24 protein-coding genes, 2 tRNA genes and 3 rRNA genes are annotated in these 24,151 nt (G+C 42.3%); 17 read left to right on the forward strand and 12 right to left on the reverse strand.

Translation table 11 applies throughout. The features are described 5' to 3' along the window. Positions 1–104 precede the first annotated feature (104 nt). The 4 genes from C9E88_RS02600 to C9E88_RS02615 all read left to right on the forward strand — a co-directional run bounded on the left by C9E88_RS02600 (position 105) and on the right by C9E88_RS02615 (position 2,608). Positions 105–701 (forward strand): ribonuclease T2 family protein, encoded by a 597-nt coding sequence (locus tag C9E88_RS02600; RefSeq protein WP_106984081.1) that lies wholly within the window; start codon positions 105–107, stop codon positions 699–701. A gap of 170 nt (positions 702–871) precedes the next feature. Continuing rightward, positions 872–1,858 (forward strand): malate dehydrogenase, encoded by a 987-nt coding sequence (locus tag C9E88_RS02605; RefSeq protein ID WP_067762865.1) that lies wholly within the window; start codon positions 872–874, stop codon positions 1,856–1,858. A 147-nt stretch (positions 1,859–2,005) separates the two neighbouring features. Then, complete coding sequence (locus C9E88_RS02610) at positions 2,006–2,239, forward strand: DUF2789 family protein (protein WP_106984082.1); 234 nt, start codon at positions 2,006–2,008, stop codon at positions 2,237–2,239. A gap of 117 nt (positions 2,240–2,356) precedes the next feature. Further along, positions 2,357–2,608, forward strand: a complete 252-nt coding sequence (locus C9E88_RS02615; RefSeq protein ID WP_106984083.1) for a DUF2789 family protein — start codon at positions 2,357–2,359, stop codon at positions 2,606–2,608. 77 nt (positions 2,609–2,685) lie between these two features. On the opposite strand, the gene C9E88_RS02620 is transcribed toward C9E88_RS02615, so the two are convergent. Beyond that, a complete protein-coding gene (locus tag C9E88_RS02620; RefSeq protein WP_106984084.1) occupies positions 2,686–3,213 on the reverse strand; it encodes a hypothetical protein in 528 nt (175 codons plus the stop codon). A 67-nt stretch (positions 3,214–3,280) separates the two neighbouring features. After that, positions 3,281–3,883, reverse strand: a complete 603-nt coding sequence (locus C9E88_RS02625) for a 2OG-Fe(II) oxygenase (RefSeq protein WP_106984085.1) — start codon at positions 3,881–3,883, stop codon at positions 3,281–3,283. Positions 3,884–3,998: 115 nt separating this feature from the next. On the opposite strand from C9E88_RS02625, the gene C9E88_RS02630 reads away from it, so the two are divergent. From C9E88_RS02630 to rrf, 8 genes are all read left to right on the forward strand, one after another. Continuing rightward, positions 3,999–4,856: a 23S rRNA (adenine(2030)-N(6))-methyltransferase RlmJ gene (locus C9E88_RS02630; protein ID WP_106984086.1), complete on the forward strand. Its 858-nt coding sequence runs from the start codon at positions 3,999–4,001 to the stop codon at positions 4,854–4,856. A gap of 55 nt (positions 4,857–4,911) precedes the next feature. Next, positions 4,912–5,739, forward strand: coding sequence for a CDP-diacylglycerol--serine O-phosphatidyltransferase (gene pssA / locus C9E88_RS02635; protein WP_106984087.1), 828 nt, complete (start codon positions 4,912–4,914; stop codon positions 5,737–5,739). Positions 5,740–5,769: 30 nt separating this feature from the next. Further along, complete coding sequence (locus C9E88_RS02640) at positions 5,770–6,849, forward strand: DUF6670 family protein (protein ID WP_106984088.1); 1,080 nt, start codon at positions 5,770–5,772, stop codon at positions 6,847–6,849. A 446-nt stretch (positions 6,850–7,295) separates the two neighbouring features. Next, positions 7,296–8,833, forward strand: a 16S ribosomal RNA gene (locus tag C9E88_RS02645). A gap of 61 nt (positions 8,834–8,894) precedes the next feature. Next, positions 8,895–8,971 (forward strand) — tRNA-Ile (locus tag C9E88_RS02650). A 75-nt stretch (positions 8,972–9,046) separates the two neighbouring features. Further along, a tRNA-Ala gene (locus C9E88_RS02655) sits at positions 9,047–9,122 on the forward strand. 449 nt (positions 9,123–9,571) lie between these two features. Further along, positions 9,572–12,464, forward strand: a 23S ribosomal RNA gene (locus C9E88_RS02660). A gap of 196 nt (positions 12,465–12,660) precedes the next feature. Next, a 5S ribosomal RNA gene (rrf, locus tag C9E88_RS02665) occupies positions 12,661–12,775 on the forward strand. Together the 16S, 23S and 5S rRNA genes with 2 tRNA genes alongside form the textbook arrangement of a ribosomal RNA operon. 484 nt (positions 12,776–13,259) lie before the next feature. On the opposite strand, the gene C9E88_RS02670 is transcribed toward rrf, so the two are convergent. The 3 genes from C9E88_RS02670 to C9E88_RS02680 all read right to left on the reverse strand — a co-directional run bounded on the left by C9E88_RS02670 (position 13,260) and on the right by C9E88_RS02680 (position 15,723). Next, on the reverse strand, positions 13,260–14,639 hold the full coding sequence (locus C9E88_RS02670; RefSeq protein WP_106984560.1) for a dihydrolipoyl dehydrogenase: 1,380 nt from the start codon (positions 14,637–14,639) through the stop codon (positions 13,260–13,262). Between the two features lie 336 nt (positions 14,640–14,975). After that, on the reverse strand, positions 14,976–15,395 hold the full coding sequence (locus tag C9E88_RS02675; protein WP_106984561.1) for a protein tyrosine phosphatase family protein: 420 nt from the start codon (positions 15,393–15,395) through the stop codon (positions 14,976–14,978). Continuing rightward, on the reverse strand, positions 15,388–15,723 hold the full coding sequence (locus C9E88_RS02680; protein WP_106984562.1) for a protein tyrosine phosphatase family protein: 336 nt from the start codon (positions 15,721–15,723) through the stop codon (positions 15,388–15,390). Before C9E88_RS02680 ends, C9E88_RS02675 begins: the two co-directional genes overlap by 8 nt. 121 nt (positions 15,724–15,844) lie before the next feature. Here C9E88_RS02680 and C9E88_RS02685 point away from each other — a divergent pair, with 121 nt between their 5' ends. From C9E88_RS02685 to C9E88_RS02695, 3 genes are read left to right on the forward strand one after another with little or no spacing between them, the layout of a single operon-like run. Then, positions 15,845–16,741 (forward strand): alpha/beta hydrolase, encoded by an 897-nt coding sequence (locus C9E88_RS02685; RefSeq protein ID WP_106984563.1) that lies wholly within the window; start codon positions 15,845–15,847, stop codon positions 16,739–16,741. Beyond that, on the forward strand, positions 16,741–17,172 hold the full coding sequence (trxC, locus tag C9E88_RS02690; protein WP_106984564.1) for a thioredoxin TrxC: 432 nt from the start codon (positions 16,741–16,743) through the stop codon (positions 17,170–17,172). The genes C9E88_RS02685 and trxC overlap by 1 nt, the downstream gene beginning before the upstream one ends. A gap of 17 nt (positions 17,173–17,189) precedes the next feature. After that, on the forward strand, positions 17,190–17,618 hold the full coding sequence (locus C9E88_RS02695) for an acyl-CoA thioesterase (RefSeq protein WP_106984646.1): 429 nt from the start codon (positions 17,190–17,192) through the stop codon (positions 17,616–17,618). Between the two features lie 68 nt (positions 17,619–17,686). Here the strand turns inward: C9E88_RS02695 and C9E88_RS02700 are convergent, their stop codons facing one another. From C9E88_RS02700 to C9E88_RS02710, 3 genes are all read right to left on the reverse strand, one after another. Beyond that, complete coding sequence (locus tag C9E88_RS02700; protein ID WP_106984565.1) at positions 17,687–18,190, reverse strand: nuclear transport factor 2 family protein; 504 nt, start codon at positions 18,188–18,190, stop codon at positions 17,687–17,689. Positions 18,191–18,322: 132 nt separating this feature from the next. Further along, positions 18,323–18,826 carry a DUF4442 domain-containing protein gene (locus C9E88_RS02705; protein ID WP_106984566.1) on the reverse strand — a complete coding sequence of 168 codons (504 nt, stop codon included), beginning with the start codon at positions 18,824–18,826 and terminating at the stop codon, positions 18,323–18,325. Positions 18,827–18,854: 28 nt separating this feature from the next. Then, on the reverse strand, positions 18,855–19,343 hold the full coding sequence (locus C9E88_RS02710) for a YajQ family cyclic di-GMP-binding protein (protein ID WP_106984567.1): 489 nt from the start codon (positions 19,341–19,343) through the stop codon (positions 18,855–18,857). A gap of 91 nt (positions 19,344–19,434) precedes the next feature. On the opposite strand from C9E88_RS02710, the gene C9E88_RS02715 reads away from it, so the two are divergent. Continuing rightward, entirely contained in the window at positions 19,435–19,749 is a 315-nt protein-coding gene (locus C9E88_RS02715) for a rhodanese-like domain-containing protein (protein ID WP_106984568.1), read from the forward strand. A 64-nt stretch (positions 19,750–19,813) separates the two neighbouring features. Here the strand turns inward: C9E88_RS02715 and mnmC are convergent, their stop codons facing one another. From mnmC to C9E88_RS02735, 4 genes are all read right to left on the reverse strand, one after another. Continuing rightward, the gene (gene mnmC / locus C9E88_RS02720; protein WP_372658965.1) at positions 19,814–21,718 is read right to left on the reverse strand and encodes a bifunctional tRNA (5-methylaminomethyl-2-thiouridine)(34)-methyltransferase MnmC2/FAD-dependent 5-carboxymethylaminomethyl-2-thiouridine(34) oxidoreductase MnmC1; all 1,905 of its coding nucleotides are present in this window, start codon (positions 21,716–21,718) and stop codon (positions 19,814–19,816) included. A gap of 78 nt (positions 21,719–21,796) precedes the next feature. Continuing rightward, the gene (locus tag C9E88_RS02725; protein ID WP_106984570.1) at positions 21,797–22,300 is read right to left on the reverse strand and encodes an SH3 domain-containing protein; all 504 of its coding nucleotides are present in this window, start codon (positions 22,298–22,300) and stop codon (positions 21,797–21,799) included. Positions 22,301–22,304: 4 nt separating this feature from the next. After that, on the reverse strand, positions 22,305–22,607 hold the full coding sequence (locus C9E88_RS02730) for a YciI family protein (protein WP_106984571.1): 303 nt from the start codon (positions 22,605–22,607) through the stop codon (positions 22,305–22,307). A 29-nt stretch (positions 22,608–22,636) separates the two neighbouring features. Next, complete coding sequence (locus C9E88_RS02735) at positions 22,637–23,248, reverse strand: septation protein IspZ (protein ID WP_106984572.1); 612 nt, start codon at positions 23,246–23,248, stop codon at positions 22,637–22,639. 46 nt (positions 23,249–23,294) lie between these two features. Between C9E88_RS02735 and C9E88_RS02740 the strand changes: the two genes are divergently transcribed. Then, a complete protein-coding gene (locus C9E88_RS02740; RefSeq protein WP_106984573.1) occupies positions 23,295–24,146 on the forward strand; it encodes a PHP domain-containing protein in 852 nt (283 codons plus the stop codon). The last annotated feature ends 5 nt before the right edge of the window (positions 24,147–24,151 follow it).

Below are 24,151 nucleotides of genomic sequence, written 5' to 3' on the forward strand. Positions count from 1 at the left end.
GTGTCAATGGCGCCAAAAATTTAAAAAAACTGGGGACAACATAAATGCTGTTAAGCAGGTTGAATGCTAACAAGTTGTTGCGATATTTTTATGGCATCGCGGGTATGGGAATATGTACTGCAGTTGTACATGCAAGCCCAGCACCAGCGGGTTATGTCATGGAAATTCAGCTTGTGCCTGCAGCATGCTCGCTTGACCCTCAGCGTAATAAAAAGCGCAAATGTTTAGAGGGTTATTCCCTGAATGTTCTTGGGCTTTATCCTGAAGTGGCAGCGCAGCGTAATTGTACGAGTCATACGGTTTTAAATTTACCTCCGATTCAAGCGAAAGTGGTTGCGCGAGTCATGCCTGATGAAAATGCACGTAAACAATTGTGGCAAGGCGTTGGGGGCTGTGTGCCTATGCCAGCCAATCAATATTTTCGTATGATGATTAACTATGCGGAAAAGCTCAAAATTCCTGATGAATTAACCAGCCAAGAGACCCGTGTGATGCAGGCAGCGGTTTTGCGTAGCCGTATGTTGCGTTTGAACCCCGGTTTGCCGCCCCAAGGATTTGAGTTTAGTTGCCAGCAGAACAAAACAAATAGCATTTTGACAGAAATTAAAATTTGCTATCAAAACAATGGGCATTACAAGGCTTGTCCGAAAAACGTACAAAATAATTGCCCTGCAACTTTCACAATTAAAGGTTCTTTTTAAGCCTTTATTGCTATTTTATTTATATTTCCTATCATACTTTTGTTGAAAAGCATTCTCTTTTACATGCAACTGCCAAAAGATTGGAGTACAATCTTTGCCGTTTATGATTATTAAGATTAGATAGAACAGCTATTTAATCATTATGACCTTCCTCAATTGGAGATAATTACATGAAGCAAGCAGTTCGTGTTGCCGTTACTGGCGCAGCTGGTCAAATCGGTTATAGCTTATTATTCCGTATCGCAAGCGGTGAAATGTTGGGTAAAGACCAACCAGTTATCCTTCAATTATTAGAAATTCCAGTTGAGAAAGCTCAACAAGCGCTTAAAGGCGTAATGATGGAACTTGATGACTGCGCATTCCCTCTTCTAGAAGGTATGATCGGTACTGATGATCCTAAAGTTGCATTCAAAGATGCTGACTATGCTCTTCTTGTAGGTTCACGTCCACGTGGTCCTGGCATGGAACGTGCTGACCTTCTTAAAGTAAACGGTGAAATCTTCATCGGTCAAGGTAAAGCGCTTAACGAAGTTGCTAGCCGTGACGTTAAAGTTCTTGTTGTAGGTAACCCTGCGAACACTAACGCTTACATCGCTATGAAATCTGCTACAGATCTTCCTGCGAAAAACTTCACAGCTATGTTACGTCTTGACCACAACCGTGCGTTGACTCAATTAGCTCAAAAAGCTGGCGTTGCAGTTTCTGACATCAAAACAATGACAGTTTGGGGTAACCACTCTCCAACAATGTATGCTGACTACCGTTTTGCTACAGTAAACGGCGAAAGCTTAAAAGACAAAATCAACGATGCAGCTTGGAACAAAGACGTATTCCTTCCAACTGTTGGTAAACGTGGCGCTGCGATTATCGAAGCTCGTGGTTTGTCTTCTGCTGCTTCTGCTGCAAACGCTGCAATCGACCACATGCGCGATTGGGCTCTTGGCACAAACGGCGAATGGGTAACTATGGGTATTCCTTCTGACGGTTCTTACGGTATCCCTGAAGGCGTAATGTTCGGTTTCCCTGTAACTTGCGAAAATGGCGAATACAAAATCGTTCAAGGTCTTGAAATCGACGAATTCAGCCGTGAGCGTATCAACTTCACTCTTAATGAGCTTGAAGAAGAACGTGCAGCAGTTGCTGACATGATCAAATAATTTAATCACTTAGATTAAGTTAGAAAAAACGCTCCATTCGGAGCGTTTTTTTTATGCACAAAAAATAACAATGCGTTGAGCAATATCAGCAGAAGCCGAGGGTTGAACATGCTAAGTTAAAAATAATAAAACAACAGGAAAATTCCCATGTTAGATATGGATGTAACCCAAGAATTATTATTTCAGCAATTGGGCTTAGACAGCTCGCCAGAGGCTATTGAGCAATTTATTCAAACACATCAGCTGACGCTTGAAGTTCCTATGCATCAGGCCGATTTCTGGACTCAATCACAACGTGACTTTTTAATTAGCCATTGGAAAAAAGATGATGAGTGGGCGATGGTTATTGATCAACTGAATGAGCAATTGCATGCTGATTAAAAAGTGCTCACAAAAAGTAACAACAAACCTAGTTTTATGACTAGGTTTTTTTTGAGATATTTTATAAGTTAATTCAATAATAAATGACAATTAAGCTGATAAGGAGGGCGAAAGCTCATGAAGAACAAACCATCCTTAGAACTTCTATTTTCGCAGCTCGGTTTGGCCAATAGTCCTGCTGCTATTGAACTCTATGTGCGTACACATCAGCTTGCAGCCAATGTGTCACTACATGATGCGCCATTTTGGAATAAGGGGCAGCGTGCGCTGTTAATCAGTCATTTGGTACAAGATGATGATTGGGCCATTTGGGTAGACGAGCTGAATCAACAACTCCATTTAGATGCCTATAGACTCCAAGCGGTATAATTTAATTTCGACTTAAAAAAAGCCTCAATTTTTATTGAGGCTTTTTGCTTTTGCATCTACAGAAGTTTATGCATCATTTAATGCAAGCGACTTTTTACAATCTTCTCCATCCACGCTTCGGCACGGTAAGTATCAAATGCAGGATGTGTTTGCATCAGTTGTAAGTCAAAAGCATTGGTTTTAGCATATTTAGTCAGCCAGTGGCGTGTCATAGCAGGTTCATTTTTTGAAGCTGCTGCATAGGCCAAGAAAAAGTAAATATCACCATCATCATCGTGTGCAAGAGGCTTTAAGATTTGTTGGGTAATCACGGCAAAGCGCTCTTCACGGGTTACTTCAAAATACAGCATATAGGCTTTAGCCAAGTGTAAAGACAAGTCGATATATAAGCTCAGAGGCATTTCTTCGAATTCAATACGGCCTTGCTCTAAGAGCACGACCGCTTCTTGTAGGAAATGGATTTGCTCTTGGCGTACACGGCTTAAGGTGACCAACTGTAAGCGCAAGTCAGCACGTTCTAAAGCCAGTTCGGGTTGATTGCCTTGTAAATACAATTGATCAGTTTCACCAATACGTTGAATGATGTCTTTGGTTAGGTCACGCATTGGTGGCATCCTCATGTTTGCAATGAAGCATATATGAGGATGAATTTTTAAATTTAAAGTTTTGTGCTTACCAAAGTGGCTGGTCTGTTCTAAGCCACGCCGTAATAGAAAGGCGTTGATGTTTGGCTTCTAATACTTCGTGGAGCAAATCACTTTGAAAAATGGCAATACGATTTGGCTCTGGATGAATAATATGCCATTGATTGTTTTTATCTTGCAGGCGTAGTTCTCCGCCCCAGTCATTTTCCCATGCTTCATGCAAATAATAGACAGTAGAAATCATACGTCCATTTTTACCTTGTGGGTTATCACGGTGTAATGCATAAAATTCACCTGCGTTATAGCAAGCAAAGTGCGCTTCAGCTTCTTTAATGCCCAAAAAAAACGCCTGATTCAAATGTTGTGAAAGGGCGTTTAAAGCTTGAATATGTTGTTGTGCGACCTTGAGTTGCTGATCAATCCATAAAATATGGTCACTGCGGATGTTAGAGACTACGCCATTTTGGATGGCCGCATCGCGGAATTCATTTAAATGCGTTGAACATTCATGGACCAATGCGCCTGTGTATTCAGGTGAATATGCTTGGTCAATAATTGCAAAGCCATGTTGAGCTAAATTATCTAAAATTTGCTCAACAGGCCAAGACTTTGGGAGATGCATTGCATCCATATAAAACAGCCTAATGATCGTCAGAAAATAGCGATGTATTCTAGTAGAAGAATAGCATCGGAATGAAACTATTTTTCATGCTAAAATAGCCGTTGATATTAGGAATTTTAGAAACATGAACTACCGTCACCATTTCCATGCAGGCAACTTTGCCGATGTTATGAAGCATGTTTTATTGCTTCAGTTATTGAGTCGGCTGAATGCGAAAGACAAACCTTATCGCTATGTAGATACCCATGGTGGTGCAGGTAAATATGATTTATCAACCTCTGAAGCACAAAAATCAGGTGAGTTTTTAAATGGTATTCATCGTCTGGTCAAACTAGATGATTCAATTAAGCGTAATGCGCCAGAGGGCGTGCAACAATATTTAAAAATTGTTGAAAAAATGCGTGAAAATTTTGGCAAAGGTGCTTATCCAGGCTCACCTTGGTTTGCGCTTGAAGGCATGCGTGAAACCGACAAGGCCACTATTTTTGAAATGCAACGTGATGTATTTCAACAGTTACGCCACAATATTTTTGATAAACGTGCGGGCTTGCATGAGCGCGATGCTTACGAAGGTCTTTTAGGTGTTATTCCACCAAAAGAGAAACGTGGCTTGGTGATGATTGATCCGCCTTACGAATTGGAACGAAAAGATTTCCCACAATTGGTAGAATTATTGGTTGCTGCTTATAAAAAATGGCCGACAGGCGTTTTCGCAGTGTGGTATCCAATTAAAGACCGCGCCATGATTGAACGTTTTGAAAAGAAAATGTACAAAACGGGTATTCGCCGTCAGTTGGTATGTGAAGTTTGCGTATGGCCAGATGACACACCAGTGGGCTTAAATGGTTGTGGTTTATTGGTGATTAACCCACCTTGGAAATTCTCAGAAGATGCAGATGAGGCATTACAATGGTTATTCCCACACCTTCGCATGAGTGAAAGTGGTGGTCATGCTGCTGTACGTTGGTTGGTTGGCGAATAAGCCAGACGCTACACAATATTTAAGTAAGACAAAAGGTCACAGTTAGGATCGAAGAATGACAAATATAAATAAACCTGAACGGGAAGCTTCTACTAAAGATGAAAGTGCCTTTGATGGCATTACTTTTGAGGTGGAGGAAGAAGAACATACCCATGAAGGACAGAAAGTCAAACGTCGAGGTATTTATCTGTGGCCGAACCTGATTACAACCGCAGCGTTGTTATCAGGTTTCTATTCAATTATTGCCAGTATGAATGGTGATTACACTCAAGCGGTGTATGCTATTTTTATTGCCGCACTATTAGATGGTTTAGATGGCCGAGTTGCTCGTGCTATTGGTGCGCAAAGTCCATTTGGTGAACAGTTTGATTCACTATCTGACTTGCTTGCATTTGGCGTGGCACCTGCGATTTTAATGTATAGCTGGAGCTTGCACGATCTTGGACGTATTGGCTTAGCTGCATGCTTTGTCTATACCGCCTGTGCGGCTTTCCGCCTAGCACGTTTTAATGTGCAAATTGGTGTGGTCGATAAACGCTATTTTATTGGTGTAGCCAGTCCATTAGCCGCCGTTATTATTATTTCATTGGTCTTGGTTGCCCGTGATTTCCCTGCAGTTTTTGATTTGCGTGAAGCGGGTATTCAAACACTCAACGCTGTGGTGATTATTGCCGTTGGCTTACTGATGATTTCAAATATTAAATATTACTCATTTAAAACAGTAGACAGAAAACGCGTCCCTTTCGCAGTGTTGCCAATCGTGGTTTTTGTTTTAGCTGCAGTAACTTATAATATTCCTGTTGGCGTACTGGTGATTGCAGTCATTTATGCACTTTCAGGTTTTGTTACAACCATAATGGCGAGAAAGCAGAGCGCCTTATAAATGTAAAATCTAAATCAATAGGAGCTTGATATGCAGTTATTTCAAGATTTCTTTGATCAGTCCAAACAGCTGAATCAGGCTCCTTATTGCAAACAACAAAAACTACCTTTTCATATACAAACACAAAAATATCCAAGCATTCTCATTGCACTTAAAATCCCAAATTTGCCAGCACCCTTACATTACCTCAACCTATTTATACAATTAGGGCAGCTGAATTTACCGATATTGCATCATGCTCACGCTAAATCCAAAAATGCAACCAACCAAATTTATTTGATGAGCAGTTGTAGTGCACACATGGTTGGGCAATTTCAGTGTGATACAAAAGAGGCGACATTTCATCTGGCGTCTAAACATATTCAATGTGCCGATCATGTCGATATATATGGTGAATTTCCAAAATTCCAATTTCAGCGCGAACATCAAGAACTCAGTTTAGATCTACAGGTGAATAGTTCGGATCTTGTTTCATGTATTACCAAGTTACGAATGGGCATGGCAGAGTATTGGAGTGTGCTAAGCCAATGTGCTGGTAAAGTGGTTTATAAAGGGCAAATTTTTGATATTGCACAGCTCGGAACTTTAGAGTTTGCTAGAGCTAGGGCATTTCCTTATTTTCCTGTGGCATTTTACAGCATGAGCATGTTGAATCTAAGTAATAATCGACAACTCATGTTTATGCAAGTACGGGATGCACGAAATCAGATTGTACAATCACGTATTTACTTAAGAGATCTTAAAGCAAATAAACATCAGATGTTCGATACAGCAGTCCATTTCCGAATACATCGCGTTTATCCCAAAATAACCACCCCCAATGGACGTAATATGTATCTTCCACGTGAATTTGAATGGTTTATGCAAAATGAAACCATGCAGATTCGCTTGCAAGGACAAAGTCGAGGTGATTTTAAATTTGGCTTGGGTGCGGGTTATGCGGGCAGTTTTAGTTATCGTTTGCAGTTGAATGAAGAACAAGAAGAGGGGGAAGAGGGGTATAGCGAATATATTGATTGCCGGAATTTAAATTGGCAAGAGCATCATCAAGATCATCTATCGGCTTTTCAACAAGCAGATTCAATGCCAGTTTTGATTAAAAACAAGTAAAAATAGCCGAATTTGAACAATAAAAAGACACCTGGTAGGATTTTTTAAAAATAAATGGAAAAAAATAAAAAATAGGGTTGCAACGGATGTGAAATGCTGTAGAATGCACATCCATCGGCGGTGATGAAGATTAAAACTTCTGATAAAACAAGGACTTGATTGAAAAGATTAAGTTTGGTTTTAGAAAAAAAGTTTAAAATAATTTGAATTACTTGTTGACACTAAATAAATTTAGTGTAATATAGCCGACCTAGCTTGCTGGTGACGAACCAACAAGAAGATCATTAAGAGATTATGAAGAACAACTTGTGTGGATTTTTACTGGTTGATCAATCGAATATATTTTCATTGATAATTGGTAGAAATTTCTCGAAGTTTATTTGAGCAAATATTTGTCAGTAATTGATGAGCCAAGATTGGTACCCTTTAAAGGTACTATTGATTTTAAACTGAAGAGTTTGATCATGGCTCAGATTGAACGCTGGCGGCAGGCTTAACACATGCAAGTCGAGCGGGAATAGGTAGCTTGCTACCGATTTCTAGCGGCGGACGGGTGAGTAATGCTTAGGAATCTGCCTATTAGTGGGGGACAACATTTCGAAAGGGATGCTAATACCGCATACGCCCTACGGGGGAAAGCAGGGGATCTTCGGACCTTGCGCTAATAGATGAGCCTAAGTCAGATTAGCTAGTTGGTGGGGTAAAGGCCTACCAAGGCGACGATCTGTAGCGGGTCTGAGAGGATGATCCGCCACACTGGGACTGAGACACGGCCCAGACTCCTACGGGAGGCAGCAGTGGGGAATATTGGACAATGGGGGGAACCCTGATCCAGCCATGCCGCGTGTGTGAAGAAGGCCTTTTGGTTGTAAAGCACTTTAAGCGAGGAGGAGGCTACTCTAGTTAATACCTAGGGATAGTGGACGTTACTCGCAGAATAAGCACCGGCTAACTCTGTGCCAGCAGCCGCGGTAATACAGAGGGTGCGAGCGTTAATCGGATTTACTGGGCGTAAAGCGTACGTAGGCGGCTTTTTAAGTCGGATGTGAAATCCCTGAGCTTAACTTAGGAATTGCATTCGATACTGGGAAGCTAGAGTATGGGAGAGGATGGTAGAATTCCAGGTGTAGCGGTGAAATGCGTAGAGATCTGGAGGAATACCGATGGCGAAGGCAGCCATCTGGCCTAATACTGACGCTGAGGTACGAAAGCATGGGGAGCAAACAGGATTAGATACCCTGGTAGTCCATGCCGTAAACGATGTCTACTAGCCGTTGGGGCCTTTGAGGCTTTAGTGGCGCAGCTAACGCGATAAGTAGACCGCCTGGGGAGTACGGTCGCAAGACTAAAACTCAAATGAATTGACGGGGGCCCGCACAAGCGGTGGAGCATGTGGTTTAATTCGATGCAACGCGAAGAACCTTACCTGGTCTTGACATAGTAAGAACTTTCCAGAGATGGATTGGTGCCTTCGGGAACTTACATACAGGTGCTGCATGGCTGTCGTCAGCTCGTGTCGTGAGATGTTGGGTTAAGTCCCGCAACGAGCGCAACCCTTTTCCTTATTTGCCAGCGGTTCGGCCGGGAACTTTAAGGATACTGCCAGTGACAAACTGGAGGAAGGCGGGGACGACGTCAAGTCATCATGGCCCTTACGACCAGGGCTACACACGTGCTACAATGGTCGGTACAAAGGGTTGCTACCTCGCGAGAGGATGCTAATCTCAAAAAGCCGATCGTAGTCCGGATTGGAGTCTGCAACTCGACTCCATGAAGTCGGAATCGCTAGTAATCGCGGATCAGAATGCCGCGGTGAATACGTTCCCGGGCCTTGTACACACCGCCCGTCACACCATGGGAGTTTGTTGCACCAGAAGTAGGTAGTCTAACCGTAAGGAGGACGCTTACCACGGTGTGGCCGACGACTGGGGTGAAGTCGTAACAAGGTAGCCGTAGGGGAACCTGCGGCTGGATCACCTCCTTAACGAAAGATTGGCGACTGGTAAGAATCCACAACAAGTTGTTCTTCATGACGATGTATCTGAGGGTCTGTAGCTCAGTTGGTTAGAGCACACGCTTGATAAGCGTGGGGTCACAAGTTCAAGTCTTGTCAGACCCACCAAATCTGACTAACGAAATATTTGAATAAAATATGAGAGCAAACAGAAAACAGAGACATTGACTTAATTGATAAGCTGGGGACTTAGCTTAGTTGGTAGAGCGCCTGCTTTGCACGCAGGAGGTCAGGAGTTCGACTCTCCTAGTCTCCACCATACATCGCAAAGCGATGTATAAAAGACAAGTTAATAAATGAACAGTCAGCTGACTGTTAGTTTAGTCTTTAAGCGATCAAGTGCTTAGGTTATAGAGCTTAGCAACAAACTAGCGTAGAATGCGCTTCATTGTTATTAAGCTCTGTGATTTATCACAGCAACATGACCTGACGAAGGCATGTTAAATCATTAACAGAATATATTTGAGTTGAAATAATTTGTTCATACTCATAACTGACATTAACACTAACAGTGATTTATTACTGTGATGTGAAGATAGAAGCTATGAGTTACTAGCGAAATTAACTGAATCAAGCGTTTTGGTATATGAATCTAATTGAAGCTGTACAGTGCTTAAATGCACAAGACGCCAACTGTATGAGTAAGTCGTAAGACAAACTCTGTTGCTTATCCTACTTGTAAGGATAAACGACTGTTTGGGGTTGTATAGTCAAGTAATTAAGTGCATGTGGTGGATGCCTTGGCAGTCAGAGGCGATGAAAGACGTAATAGCCTGCGATAAGCTTCGGGGAGGCGGCAAATATCCTATGATCCGGAGATTTCTGAATGGGGAAACCCACCTATCGTAAGGTAGGTATCGCAACATGAATACATAGTGTTGCGAGGCAAACGAGGGGAAGTGAAACATCTCAGTACCCTTAGGAAAAGAAATCAATTGAGATTCCCTCAGTAGCGGCGAGCGAACGGGGAACAGCCCATTAAGTCATATAAGTTCTAGTGGAATGCTCTGGGAAGTGCAACCATAGTGGGTGATAGTCCTGTACACGAAAGGGCTTATATGATGATGTCGAGTAGGGCGAGGCACGTGAAACCTTGTCTGAATATGGGGGGACCATCCTCCAAGGCTAAATACTCCTGACTGACCGATAGTGAACCAGTACCGTGAGGGAAAGGCGAAAAGAACCCCTGTGAGGGGAGTGAAATAGATCCTGAAACCGCATGCATACAAGCAGTGGGAGCCGACTTGTTCGGTGACTGCGTACCTTTTGTATAATGGGTCAGCGACTTACATTCAGTAGCAAGGTTAACCGTATAGGGGAGCCGTAGGGAAACCGAGTCTTAATAGGGCGTTTAGTTGCTGGGTGTAGACCCGAAACCAGGTGATCTATCCATGAGCAGGTTGAAGGTTGGGTAACACTAACTGGAGGACCGAACCCACTGTCGTTGAAAAGCCAGGGGATGACTTGTGGATAGGGGTGAAAGGCTAATCAAACTTGGTGATAGCTGGTTCTCCCCGAAAGCTATTTAGGTAGCGCCTCGGACGAATACCATTGGGGGTAGAGCACTGTTTCGGCTAGGGGGTCATCCCGACTTACCAAACCGATGCAAACTCCGAATACCAATGAGTACTATCCGGGAGACAGACTGCGGGTGCTAACGTCCGTAGTCAAGAGGAAAACAATCCAGACCGCCAGCTAAGGCCCCTAAATTATAGTTAAGTGGGAAACGATGTGGGAAGGCATAGACAGCTAGGAGGTTGGCTTAGAAGCAGCCACCCTTTAAAGAAAGCGTAATAGCTCACTAGTCGAGTCGGCCTGCGCGGAAGATGTAACGGGGCTAAAACTATATGCCGAAGCTGCGGATTTGCAATTTATTGCAAGTGGTAGGGGAGCGTTCTGTAAGCCGATGAAGGTGGATTGAGAAGTCTGCTGGAGGTATCAGAAGTGCGAATGCTGACGTGAGTAACGACAAAACGGGTGAAAAACCCGTTCGCTGAAAGACCAAGGGTTCCAGTCCAACGTTAATCGGGGCTGGGTGAGTCGACCCCTAAGGCGAGGCCGAGAGGCGTAGTCGATGGGAAATTGGTTAATATTCCAATACTTCTGTGTAATGCGATGAGAGGACGGAGTAAGTTAAGTCAGCCTGGCGTTGGTTGTCCAGGTGAAAGGATGTAGGCATGTATCTTAGGCAAATCCGGGGTACTCTATGCTGAGATCTGATAGCAAGCTGTACTTGTACAGTGAAGTGGCTGATACTATGCTTCCAGGAAAAGTCTCTAAGCTTCAGTTACACAGGAATCGTACCCGAAACCGACACAGGTGGTCAGGTCGAGTAGACCAAAGCGCTTGAGAGAACTCTGCTGAAGGAACTAGGCAAAATGGTACCGTAACTTCGGGAGAAGGTACGCTGCTGACGGTGATGGAACTTGCTTCCTGAGCTATCGGCAGCCACAGAAACCAGGCCCCTGCAACTGTTTATTAAAAACATAGCACTCTGCAAACACGAAAGTGGACGTATAGGGTGTGATGCCTGCCCGGTGCTGGAAGGTTAATTGATGGGGTTAGCGTAAGCGAAGCTCTTGATCGAAGCCCCAGTAAACGGCGGCCGTAACTATAACGGTCCTAAGGTAGCGAAATTCCTTGTCGGGTAAGTTCCGACCTGCACGAATGGCATAATGATGGGGGCGCTGTCTCCAGCAGAGGCTCAGTGAAATCGAAATCGCCGTGAAGATGCGGTGTACCCGCGGCTAGACGGAAAGACCCCGTGAACCTTTACTGCAGCTTGACATTGAACTTTGATCTTACTTGTGTAGGATAGGTGGGAGGCTTTGAAGCAGCGACGCTAGTTGCTGTGGAGCCAATCTTGAAATACCACCCTGGTAATATTGAGGTTCTAACTCTGCTCCATTATCTGGAGCGAGGACCATGTCTGGTGGGTAGTTTGACTGGGGCGGTCTCCTCCTAAAGAGTAACGGAGGAGTACGAAGGTGCGCTCAGCGTGGTCGGAAATCACGCGTAGAGTATAAAGGCAAAAGCGCGCTTAACTGCGAGACCCACAAGTCGAGCAGGTACGAAAGTAGGTCTTAGTGATCCGGTGGTTCTGTATGGAAGGGCCATCGCTCAACGGATAAAAGGTACTCTGGGGATAACAGGCTGATACCGCCCAAGAGTTCATATCGACGGCGGTGTTTGGCACCTCGATGTCGGCTCATCTCATCCTGGGGCTGAAGCAGGTCCCAAGGGTATGGCTGTTCGCCATTTAAAGAGGTACGCGAGCTGGGTTTAGAACGTCGTGAGACAGTTCGGTCCCTATCTACCGTGGGCGCTGGAAATTTGAGAGGATCTGCTCCTAGTACGAGAGGACCAGAGTGGACGAACCTCTGGTGTACCGGTTGTGACGCCAGTCGCATCGCCGGGTAGCTATGTTCGGAAGGGATAACCGCTGAAAGCATCTAAGCGGGAAGCCTACCTCAAGATAAGATTTCCCTAGGAATTTATTCCTCTAAAGAGCCGTTGAAGACTACGACGTTGATAGGTTGGATGTGGAAGTGCGGTGACGCATGAAGCTGACCAATACTAATTGCTCGTGAGGCTTGACTATACAACACCCAAACAGTTGTTGTACGAACTGCGCAAGCAGTGAGCAGAGATTGATTCATTAAAGACCAAACGGTCTTGAAATACTTGATTCAGCTAACGCTAGAACATACAATTCGACTCAGATATGATCTGTTAATAACTCATTTGACGAAAGTTCGGCATCCAAGTAAGACCAAACGAGTAAGCATCCAAGTTGTGCTGGCGACAATAGCAAGAGTGAACCACCTGATCCCTTCCCGAACTCAGAAGTGAAACCTCTTAGCGCTGATGGTAGTGTGGGGTTACCCATGTGAGAGTAAGTCATCGCCAGCTCATTATTCGAAACACCCCCTGACTAGTGCAGGGGGTGTTTTTTTATGCATAAAAAATATTTTAAATAAGGCTAAAGCTTATTTAGAAACAGGCTTGAAAGAAAATATAGGGGGCAATTGATTGAAGATCAGTAAATAGTTTTATATACTTATTAAGTACTTATAAAATAAAGACAATAAATTGAGAGCAAATTTTTTAAGCATTTTTTTTCTTTATTTTTGAATTCTGCAATTACAGGTTATATAAAGAAAACGATAGATAATCAATTCATATTGTTCATATTCTCTATTTTTCTGGCATCAATTGTTTTTAAATATGTGCTTAGTATTGATACATTTAAAAATTGTGCTCTCGTTGCCATAATAAGCCAAATAATAATTATTGTTTTTTTGACAATATTGATTGGCATGAGAGCTGTTGCATTAAAGCACTAATGTGTAAGCAACAGCTACTCTCAATAACAAACTAAATAATTAGCTAACCCTTAATCATTATTTAATTGTCTTCTCGCATGTTTTAAAGCCGTTCTCAGGCCTTCTTCTATTGTTGGGTGGTAATACGGCTTATCGAGTAAGTCATCCACTGTAAGTGATTCATCAATCATCCATGCAAGTATGTGTGCGAGATGTTCTGCTTCATGACAAAACAATTCAGCTCCTAATACTTTGCGGGAATCCTTATCTATATAAATCTCAACTGCACCTTGGTTTTTAGCATTAATAATTGCTCGCCCTTGCTTGGCATAGTTAATAACACCTGTAATAAAGCTAACTTTATGTTCTTCAAGTTGCAGACTATTTTGCCCAACTGATGCCATTTCTGGTGAGCTGAAGACAATGCCCAACGGTGTTAATGTTTTAATATTAGAAACTTGCTTGTTACTTAATATATTTTGAACAACTAATTTTCCTTCGTGCGCAGCCTCATGTTGGATTGGAGTATTGGTAAAAGCATCACCTACAATATAGATTGGATAGTTAGAAAGCTGTTTTGTATTGGGATTGACTGGTATTTTTTTAGGATCACTAAAAATGCTGCTAATTTTCTCAAGATGCAATGTATTTAGGCGTGATTGACGACCAGTAGCAGATAGCACGTAATCAACCGTTATAAGCTGTTTTGTATCATTCTGTTGATATATTATTTCAATACCGTGTTCGGTCCGAGTGTAGTCACTAGGCAAAATTTCGAAGTTTAGATTTAATTCTTTGAGCAATTCATTTTGAGCTACTTGTTGTAGATTTTTGCTCACCAATGTGCCAACTTTACGGCTACGTGCAAAGATTTCAGTTTTGACACCTAGACGATGCATCGCTTGAGCCAGCTCTAAGGCAATAACGCCACTGCCGATTACGGCTATACTTTGTGGGAGTTGCTTTAATTCGAAGATTTGATCAGTCGTGATTAAACGATCCCCAAGTCGTTGTTTTAATTTTGCATCTATGTTTGGCGTGCTTCCAACGGCTAAAATAAAATTTTTGGCTTGATATTCTTGATGATTGACTTGAATAGTATTGGCATTAATAAATTCGGCGCGACCTGAAATTTTGTGTTCTGATGGCCAAGATTCAACATCTTTTAGTGTTGCACGAGTAAAACGGTCTCGAAGTTGTTGTACATGTTGCATCACTTGCGAAGTATCAATTTTTACTGTGGCACTTAAACCTAATCCTTCCAGATTTTGTATTTCATGCACCCGATTTGCAGATGCAATGAGAACTTTACTTGGCATACAGCCAACGCGCGCGCAGGTCGTATCCCAAGGACCATCATTAACAATTAATAAGTTATCGGTATATTTTATGGCTTCTTTATAGGCAGAAATGCCTGCTGTACCTGCACCTATAATAATTAGATCATACATGGATAGGCCTTTCCTATTTTGAGAGTGTAGCGACATTTTAAATGTGTATTTGACTTTAATTTAAGTGAAATATGTGTATAACTAGTATGAAATACTAAGCTAAATTTAATAAGTTCAATAGTTTATTTTTTTTAATTTTTATAGAATAAGTCTTATAAATAATATAATACTTAGAATTTTTTGCGCTTTAAAGTTATAAAAAACAGCGCTTCGGCGCTGTTTTTTATGAATAATAATTAAATAGAGCTTCCAACACTTACCCCAACAGTGGGTCTAATCTGCATAGAATTACAGCCCGATAGTAAAAGTGCAGTGATGATTGCCAGCATCCATATTTTATTCATTCAAGAGTCCTTGAGCTTTTGCTTGATTAAAGAGTGCCGTTGAAAGTGTCCCACTACGGCATACCAATAAAATCGGTTTAGTCAGCTCATTATAATACTTAGCAAATTCTTGAATATCTGTTTGAGAAATTTTACCGCTATCTACAGGTTGGTAAATCACGCTGACATGTGCTTTTTCAGCAACTTCACGTAATTGACTTACACTTACCAGATTGCCATTTTCTTGGTCTGGACGATTAACGATTACAGACTTAAAGCCTTGTTTGAGCAAGGCAGAAAATTTATCTAAGTTCATTTGTCCAGCAACACTGACTTGGGGTGTCAGGGCTGTGCTTTGTGGCAATTCTGCAAATGCTGGGCTAAGCATGCTCAAGCATAAACAAAGTAAACTTGCATAAATCGACTTAATCATCAAGCAAGTCCATTTGTTTTGCTAGTTGAAATAGGTTGTTTGAGCGATTGCCTGTACGGCAGAACATGAGGACAGGTTTTGGCAATTGGTTAAAATGATTGGCAAATGCACGTACATCAAGCTCAGTGATTTGACCAGCGACTACAGGTTGATAAACATAGTCTAAGCCTGCACCACGTGCAACTTCTTCAATTTGTGCACTTGTTGGTTGCTCTGGACCACCTTCCATATCTGGACGGTTATTAATAATCGATTTAAATCCTTTTTCAACAATTTGCGTTACATGTTCAGGACTAATTTGACCTGCAAAACCAACATTTTCGCTCATGGTGTCACTCCAAAATTTTAAAAATAGAAATATGCTTTATGATAGCATTAAGCGAGAATATGAGCGTGGCGTATTAAAATTTTTATAAAGAATAACAGTTCAATTTTTGCATGGAGTGTGTATGCACGCTTATACCGTTGAACCGCTGTATGTGAAAAGCGGACAGGAAGTGATTGCAGCAGATTTTTATCGGCCCAAAACAGATGTTCCACCGGGTGTCATTATCATGGCACATGGTTTTGCGTGTTTAAGACAATTTAAATTAGTACAGTTTGCTAAGCGTTTTGCACAGGCAGGCTATGCGGTGGTTTTGTTTGATTACCGCTATTGGGGGGGGAGTACGGGTCGACCTCGAGAGCTAGTGAGCATTCAAGAGCAGTTAAGCGATTGGCGTACAATGTTGATGCATGTGTCACAGCGTAAATCGATTAATTCTCGTAAAATTGTCTTGTGGGGCATTTCATTGAGTGCGGGTTATGCACTTGAATTGGCTTCGGAAAATAAAAATATTCAAGCGGTCATTGCACAAAATCCATTTGTTGATGGTGCAGAAAGTGCTAAAAATTTTCCCTTAAATTTATTGCCAAAAGCACTCAAAATCTCCAGTCAAGATTATATGGGGGCGAAGGTGGGATTATCGCCAAGGACTTTGGCGGTAACAGATCCATCTGGATTATGTTTTGTGCAAACCAAAGATGCATACGCAGGATATCAATCGATTATTCACCCTGATTATTATTGGAGTGGGCAGGTGCCTGCACGAGTATTTTTTAATCTGATGCGTTATCGGCCCATTCAAAATTTACGCAAGATTGCTGTTCCTGTACTGTATATCGCCTCGAAGAATGATAGTCTGATTCCAATTGAGTCTAGCCGTGAAGCAGCCACGAATATTGCACCTTATGTTGATTATTATGAATGGGATATGGCTCATTTTGATATTTATCATGGCGCATGGTTTGAAAAAGCAGTGGCAAAGCAGTTAGATTTTTTAAATCAGCATGTAGGAGTAAGTTAATGATTATTGTGTGCCCGCATTGTTTGGCAAAAAATCGTGTGCCCGAAGAAAAATTGGCAGAACAACCTGCATGTGGTCAATGCCATGAAGCCTTGGTACCACTGGCACCTATTGAGCTAAATGAGCAAAATTTTAGTCAGTTCATTAGTCATAGCGACTTACCGATTTTCATTGATCTATGGGCAGAGTGGTGTGGGCCATGTAAGATGATGGCACCGCATTTTGCTCAAGTTGCAAAGCAATATCCGCATGTAATTTTTGCCAAAATTAATACTGAAGAAAACCCACGTTTAAGCAGTGCTTTTAATGTACGGAGCATTCCAACCTTAGTTTTGATGAATAAAACCAACGAACTTGCTAGAATAAGTGGAGCGCTGCGTTCAAGTGAATTGCAGCAGTGGCTCGATCAACAATTGACTGCCCATTCATAATGGGGCTTGGAGTTAAAGTGTCAGAAACTCATGTAAAACCGGAAGGTACGCTCTCACTACAAACAATTGCAATGCCAGCAGATACCAACTGGAGCGGTGATGTGTTTGGTGGTTGGATCGTGTCACAAATGGACTTGGCAGGTGCGATTCACGCAGAGCGTTTTAGTAAAGGTCGCTGTGCAACAATTTCCATTAACCAGATGACATTTTTAGTACCGGTAAAAGTGGGTGATGTTATCAGTTGCTATACCAAAATTTTGAAAGTGGGAAATACTTCAATTCAAATGCAAATCGAGGTTTGGGACAGCCATGACAGCTCACGTGATCCTATTCGTGTGACGGAAGGGGTCTATACTTTTGTTGCTGTGGATGTCAAAGGTGCAAAACGCCAAATTCCTGCAGAAGCAAAACAGTTATTTGAAGCATCACAAACGAAAGCAGAATAAGACGCTAAAAGCAGTTTGAGTGTTTAAAAAACCCAGCATATATGCTGGGTTTTTTATTTTGTTGAAGCTTAAAACATCGTGTTTTGATTGGCACTTTCAGCTGGAACAGCTTGCTGAACATCCCAATGTTCGACAATTTTTCCATTTTCAACTCTAAAAATATCAACGACAGCAACACCTCTATCTTGTGGATTTTGCTGTGAATGCACATGTAAATAGACAAGGTCACCTTCGGCAGCAGCACGTTTAATTACGCTTTTTGCGAGAGGATTTTCTTTGAAATATTGGGTGAAGTAGTTTACAAAAGGCGCTTTACCATTGGCCACATGAGGGTTGTGTTGAATATATTCAGTTCCAATATATTGATCTGAGTAAGCTTTTACCTGATGCTTTTGAAAGACACCATTATAAAAATCGGTCACCAGTTTCTTGTTGCGTTCGGCTTGCTGAGCTTGTGCAGTAATGACGGTAGTTGGTGTCTGAGTTGGCGTTTTGTCTGCAGGTGCTTTTGCTTGTGCGGTTACAGCAATGCTAGTGAAAAGTAGCGCGCTGGTGATTAAAAAGGGTTTCATTTAATTTTGCTCTCGTTATAAATATAACTCCATCATGAGCAAGGAAGTGCTATAGAAATAGCACCCTTTGGTAAAGATTTAGTCTTAATTCGGTAAGTAATAGACTTACTTAAAAGTAAGTTTTATTTACAATTATTTCTTTTTCAGGTAGGACTTTTCTACCCATGCCCAAAGCATTTCGCATTGAATGGGTGCTTCGCCAGATTCATCGGTGACGGTGACTTGAACTAAGGTTTCGCCACGGTCTGTGGTGCGCATGAGCTGTTGTTGTTGTTCAGTCAAAATAGCGGTTGCTTGCATTGCGCCTTTACTCGGACGTTGGAAATCAACTTTAAATGATTTAATGAGTACAATGGCGCTGTCAGGTACATTCATTGCAGTCACGAAGCCAGTTGCAGTCTCTGCGATGAGTGCCATAGCACAAGCATGTAGCTGACCAATATGGTTTTGCATCGCTTTGTGATTTGCGATGCTGACCGTAACGCGGGAAGGGCTGACTTCTAAATAACGAATTTTGGCAGAACCGACCATTGGGACGATTTTGCCAAAGGCTTTGGACCATAGCGCAGTGCGAATGCTTTGTGGAAATTTCGATGTTGAACTGACCAGCTTAGATAAACGATTGCCTTGCGCCATGATTCCTCTGCTTGGCAGGTGTCCTGCCTTAATCTTTAAAGTTATTGAACTGTAAAGGCACACCGAACTGCTGTTCTTTCAAGAACGCCATCACTTGTTGCAAGGTATCGCGTTTTTTATCAGTTACACGGATTTTATCGCCCTGAATAGAAGATTGCACTTTCACGCCACTTTCTTTAATGGCTTTATTAATTTTTTTTGCGGTATCAGAGTCAAGGCCATCTTTGAGTTTGATCACTTGAATCACGTTTTTGCCAGAAGCGGTCATTTTTTGTGGGTCAAGTGCTTGAATATCGACTTTACGTTTAAAGAAATGGTTTTCTAGCATGGTATAGACTTGTTCACATTGGAAGTCGCTTTCAGTGCTGATTTTAATTTCTTTGTTTTTTTCGTTCAGTTCGATTGAAACGTCCTGACCGCGGAAGTCAAAACGTGTCGCAATTTCTTTTTGCGTGTTTTGAACTGCATGATTTACTTCAAAAACTTCTAATTCTGAAACAATATCGAAAGAAGGCATAGTTTAGACCTTTACAAAGGGAAAGAATATCTGAGATGCTAGGGATGTTTTCTTCATTTGCCAAGTGTTGTTTACATCAAAGGAGTGCGCAATGATCCGTAAACAAGAAATTACAACATTTGAGTTCCCAGAAAATGCGATTATCTGGGATGTCCGTGACGCAAGTGCATTTACTGAGGCACACCTAAAAGGTGCTGTGAATCAGCCAATCACTGATTTGTCTGCAGATAGTTTGACTCAGGTGTCAACGGATCAGCCAATCTACATTTTATGTGGTGGTGGTAGTAAAGCACCTCGAGCTGCTGAGCTTTTAGAGGGTTTAGACAGTGGTCGTGAATATGTTGTATTAATGGGAGGCACTCGTGCCGCTCGAGCAGCAGGTTTACCACTGATTGAAGGCGCTTAATCCGCCTCAGAAAAAAGCGCCGAAGGGCGCTTTTTTTATGTCTATAAATTGGAGCGATGACGCTTCATTCAATCGGTTTTATGGTTTGATCAGGCTTAAAGTATGCTTTTTTAGCTTTGACTTTCTTTTTAAAACGTTGTGCACTGAGTTTTTGCAATAAACTCATAGGAATAGGGCAAGGTTCAGACAAGACTTGCGCTACCAAGACTTCACTACACAGTGGAGCATATAAGAAACCTTTAGAACCCAATCCAGCAAAGGTATAAAGTTCTGTCTCTGCTTTCACTGACCCAAGGACAGGGAAATAATCCAAGCTTTGTGCACGAACGGATGCGCGACCTTGCCATGTTTCTACAGCTGGGAGTTGCTCGGCGTAGTGAGGAAAGACACTGTGGATAAGATTGTAGTTATGCACATGATCTACTAATAGCACTTCGCTATCTTCTCTATTTGGATAAAACGATGCACCGAGAATAAATTGCGTTGCATCGAGTTGCATACAATAACCGCCATAGCTATACGCATGTTGCGTACTCAACGCAGAGTCTGGTTGACTGAGCCAGCTGACTTGGCCACGTATTGGTTTTAGCTGTGGATAGTCCTCAATCAGTTGCATACTTTGACGAGCCGCACAGACCACTACGTGATCAAACTGCCCAACAGACTGTGTATGACTGAATAATTCAACACCCGTACTTAAGTGCTCAATCTGTGTAATCTGTGCTTGCTGAAACTGAATGAGAGGCGATGCTAAGATCTGATCACGTAGCTGATGCGGTGAAACGGCACCTGCTTCATTTAAGCACAGACTGGAAAATTCACTTTGTAATGATGGTGACTCTGCTTGTGCCGTAGATGCTTGATCCTCGGTTAATAGCCCTGTTGGGTACTGGTCGATCAAGCCTAATAATTCTTCGGGCTTTTTGAGTGCAATTTGATGGATGTCTAGCGCACGAAAAGCCTTAAATTTTGGATAATGGCGCATGGCGTGTTGCCAGGTGAGCGTCATCAGATGCTCCGCACTTTGCTCGATTGGACAGAGCTTGGGATTTAAGAGCGCAAGGGGATTACCAGAACCTCCTGCTAAGGGCTCTGCTTGATCGAATAGCGTAACTGAATGGCCACGCTGTGCGAGTGCCCAAGCACAGCTTAATCCTGCAATTCCAGCGCCTACAATCGCAATATGACGCTGCTTATGCTGCTGTGGCTGTGTGATCGGTTGTGTGGGTGGCTCGGCACAAATAATGAGGTCATCTGTAGAGGGAAGGTCTTTATCTTCCTCTAGCCAAATGGCTTTGAGCATTTCACGTTTATGCCGAAATCCGCGTGGGCGACTAATACGAATACCGTGTTGTTTGAGGCCACGTTTTAATACGCCTGCTACACTAAATGACGAGAAAGTTGTGCCATAGCCTGAAAGGCGAACAATATGACTTAAAACGTGCTCCTCCCACATATCTGGGTTGCATGCTGGAGCAAAGCCATCTAGAAACCAGGCATGAATTTGACTGGTTTTTGCCATCACAGGAAAAACATCATGCGCATCGCCTAACCACAAATCTAGGATAAAGCGTTCATCTGGAAAAGACAGTCGATGACAGCCTGCGATGGGCAATGGATATTGCTCAAGTAGTTGCTCAGAGAGGGGCTGTAATTCTGGCCAAGCATTCAAAGCGCGGATCAAGTCTGGCTTAGACAACGGAAATTTTTCGACAGAGACCACATGCAAGCGACTGTGGTTTTGCGGGCGAACCTTTTGCCATAATTGCCACAAGGCCAAAATATTTAAGCCCGTACCAAAACCTGTTTCACCGACATGAAAAGATTCAAAGTCTTGCAACTGTGCCAACCGTTCAGGGAGGTCATTGCCATTTAAAAACACATGTCGTGTTTCGAGCAGGCCATTATCTCGGGAGAAATAGGCATCGCCAAATTGTTTAGAAATTGGAACATCAATTCCATCGATCATACGCCAATCAAGATCAGCCGTTTGAATTGCTTGAGACAAAGCAGGAGAGCCTTTTACAGATACAGATAAAAACTTAAATTACCACTGGCGACGACGTTTGGTATGAATATAACTCGCCATTAAGAAGCCAAGCAGTACGCCTACTGCAATGGTCACAGCGCCGTATAAAAACATTTGTGCACTGCGCTCACTTTGTAGAACTTGCACTTGTACACCTAAACTATCATTTTTCAATTGTAGCTCTTGGTTTTGTGCTAAAGCGTCAAGGTTTGCTTTTTCAAGTTGCTGTAAACGTGAGTGTTGATCTTTGACCAGCGCCTTAATTTTAGCATCTTGTAAAACTTTATTTTTGATCTGTTGCTCAGCAGTCAGCGGTGCATTTTCGGCAGCCATCATTGCATTGGGCTGGGAGGCCACACGCATAGTTGTAGGTTTATTGGCTGGCAAAGTTTGAGGTACAGTGGCAGGGAGTACAGCAGCTGTTGCTGTGACTGGCTCTGTAGGCGTAGGGGCAGGTTCAACTGCCCAGCTTACGGAACTAAAAAGAAAACAGCCTATGATGCAGGTAAAAACGGCACGCATGAACTTATCCTTTAGGGAAGGCTTTATTGAACGGTTTAACGTCAATATGACTATATACGCCTTCCTTTAGGAATGGTTCATCTTGGAGCCATGCATCGAGAGCTTCACGCGTTTCAAAATCGACAATAATCGTACTACCATAAAAGCCCGCTTGAGGATTGCTTGGGTCTTTCGGCATTGCACCTGCAACAATCAAACGGCCTTCAGTATCTAATTGCTCTAAGCGCGCAAGATGTTGTGGGCGAACCGCTAGGCGTTTTTCGACTGTACCTTCACGATCTGTACAGCTAACGACAAATAATGGCATGTGATTTCTCGATTTTTAAACTAGAAGTATTATTCAGAGGTCTTAAAGTATTTTCGCAATACAATAAACTGAATAATGATAAAGGAAAACATCACGATCATGTCGCCAAATGCAGTGAATTCACCCCAATATTTTCCGCCCATAAATAAATAAGCAAAGAAAATATGTAAGCAAGACATCACCACAAACATACAGGCCCATGCAAAGTTCAGTTTTTTCCATCCTGATGCGCTCAGTTCGAGTACAGGCCCAAACAAACGTTCGATCAGTGGCTTGCGGTCTTTGCTAAACCAAGGCGACAGTAAGAACGCCCCTGCAAAGACTAAATTCAACAATACCGCTTTTAAACGAATATAGAAATCGTCACTCAGTACCAAAGTAATGCCACCAAAAATGACGGTCATAAACAAAACAATCCATTGTTGCTTGTCTAAGCGGAACTTTTGAATAAAAAATAATGCGCCGTAAACCACCAGCATTGAAAGCATTAAACCTGTAGTTGCAACTAAAATATTATTATTATCAATGCCTCCAGCAGAACCGAAGAGTTGTAATAATGGATGCTGAGTATCTTTTGGATCTACAGTTTTATATAAATAAAAGAAAATAATGAGTGGCACAAAGTCTAAAAGTGCTTTCATGTTAGAGTATCTGGTATCTGATCAAATAAATGACATAGTATAAGTGATGCTAGGCGTAGATTTACATACACACAGTAATATTTCTGATGGAACTTTGTCTCCAGAGCAACTGGTGCAAGCGGCGCATGAAATTGGCATTCATACCCTAGCGCTGACAGATCACGATACCATGGATGGCTTAAATTTAGCTGAAAAAGTGGCGCAAGAGTTCGGCATGCGACTGATTTCTGGGGTGGAAATTTCCAGCCAATGGTCACGCCCGGCCACTAAAAAAAGCTATGGTGTACACGTCGTTGCACTCAATATGCAAAATCCTGCGCCTTTACTTGAATTACTCGAACAACAAAAGCACATACGCGCCGTACGTGCCAAACAAATTTGTGACTTACTGATCCCGTTAATTGGTGAAGATATTTATACAGATGTTATTGCCAAAGTGGACAATGTGCCTGATCGTGTGACGCGAACACACATTGCTAAAACCTTAGTAGAAAAAGGCTATGTCAGCCGTGCACAGCAAGCATTTGACAAATATATTAAAGAAGGCAAAAAAGCCTATGTAAAATTTGATGGTTTAGGTTTAGAAGAAACTATTCAAGTCATACATGCCAGTGGTGGTTTTGCTGTATTGGCACATCCAACCCGCTATGATTTGTCTGCAACCAATATTCGCTACTTAATCGAAATTTTTGCGAAATTTGGTGGTGATGCTGTTGAGCTCCCACCTGCAGTAGATCCATTGGGCACACGTCAAATGGTCGATCGAATGATTGCTGAATTTGGTTTAAAAGTCTCTGTCGGAAGTGATTATCATGGGAGCAATATGCCATGGATTAAGCTTGGCAATATTCCACGTGTTAATGACGGGCAAAGAGGTATTTGGGAAAGTTTCGTTTAATGAGC

It is taken from the genome of Acinetobacter cumulans (genome assembly GCF_003024525.3).
In the GTDB taxonomy this organism is placed as follows: domain Bacteria; phylum Pseudomonadota; class Gammaproteobacteria; order Pseudomonadales; family Moraxellaceae; genus Acinetobacter; species Acinetobacter cumulans.

Coding starts and splice junctions, on each gene's coding strand:
- C9E88_RS02730 (WP_106984571.1), bottom strand. CDS start 22,607: ATGCCATTATTTGTCGTTAGCTGTACAGATCGTGAAGGTACAGTCGAA.
- C9E88_RS02675 (WP_106984561.1), bottom strand. CDS start 15,395: ATGATTAAGTCGATTTATGCAAGTTTACTTTGTTTATGCTTGAGCATG.
- C9E88_RS02670 (WP_106984560.1), bottom strand. CDS start 14,639: ATGTATGATCTAATTATTATAGGTGCAGGTACAGCAGGCATTTCTGCC.
- C9E88_RS02735 (WP_106984572.1), bottom strand. CDS start 23,248: ATGAAAGCACTTTTAGACTTTGTGCCACTCATTATTTTCTTTTATTTA.
- C9E88_RS02680 (WP_106984562.1), bottom strand. CDS start 15,723: ATGAGCGAAAATGTTGGTTTTGCAGGTCAAATTAGTCCTGAACATGTA.
- C9E88_RS02640 (WP_106984088.1), top strand. CDS start 5,770: ATGCAGTTATTTCAAGATTTCTTTGATCAGTCCAAACAGCTGAATCAG.
- C9E88_RS02705 (WP_106984566.1), bottom strand. CDS start 18,826: ATGGCGCAAGGCAATCGTTTATCTAAGCTGGTCAGTTCAACATCGAAA.
- C9E88_RS02600 (WP_106984081.1), top strand. CDS start 105: ATGGGAATATGTACTGCAGTTGTACATGCAAGCCCAGCACCAGCGGGT.
- trxC (WP_106984564.1), top strand. CDS start 16,741: ATGATTATTGTGTGCCCGCATTGTTTGGCAAAAAATCGTGTGCCCGAA.
- C9E88_RS02620 (WP_106984084.1), bottom strand. CDS start 3,213: ATGCGTGACCTAACCAAAGACATCATTCAACGTATTGGTGAAACTGAT.
- C9E88_RS02725 (WP_106984570.1), bottom strand. CDS start 22,300: ATGCGTGCCGTTTTTACCTGCATCATAGGCTGTTTTCTTTTTAGTTCC.
- pssA (WP_106984087.1), top strand. CDS start 4,912: ATGACAAATATAAATAAACCTGAACGGGAAGCTTCTACTAAAGATGAA.
- C9E88_RS02740 (WP_106984573.1), top strand. CDS start 23,295: ATGCTAGGCGTAGATTTACATACACACAGTAATATTTCTGATGGAACT.
- mnmC (WP_372658965.1), bottom strand. CDS start 21,718: ATGATCGATGGAATTGATGTTCCAATTTCTAAACAATTTGGCGATGCC.
- C9E88_RS02605 (WP_067762865.1), top strand. CDS start 872: ATGAAGCAAGCAGTTCGTGTTGCCGTTACTGGCGCAGCTGGTCAAATC.
- C9E88_RS02700 (WP_106984565.1), bottom strand. CDS start 18,190: ATGAAACCCTTTTTAATCACCAGCGCGCTACTTTTCACTAGCATTGCT.
- C9E88_RS02630 (WP_106984086.1), top strand. CDS start 3,999: ATGAACTACCGTCACCATTTCCATGCAGGCAACTTTGCCGATGTTATG.
- C9E88_RS02710 (WP_106984567.1), bottom strand. CDS start 19,343: ATGCCTTCTTTCGATATTGTTTCAGAATTAGAAGTTTTTGAAGTAAAT.
- C9E88_RS02715 (WP_106984568.1), top strand. CDS start 19,435: ATGATCCGTAAACAAGAAATTACAACATTTGAGTTCCCAGAAAATGCG.
- C9E88_RS02685 (WP_106984563.1), top strand. CDS start 15,845: ATGCACGCTTATACCGTTGAACCGCTGTATGTGAAAAGCGGACAGGAA.
- C9E88_RS02625 (WP_106984085.1), bottom strand. CDS start 3,883: ATGGATGCAATGCATCTCCCAAAGTCTTGGCCTGTTGAGCAAATTTTA.
- C9E88_RS02610 (WP_106984082.1), top strand. CDS start 2,006: ATGTTAGATATGGATGTAACCCAAGAATTATTATTTCAGCAATTGGGC.
- C9E88_RS02615 (WP_106984083.1), top strand. CDS start 2,357: ATGAAGAACAAACCATCCTTAGAACTTCTATTTTCGCAGCTCGGTTTG.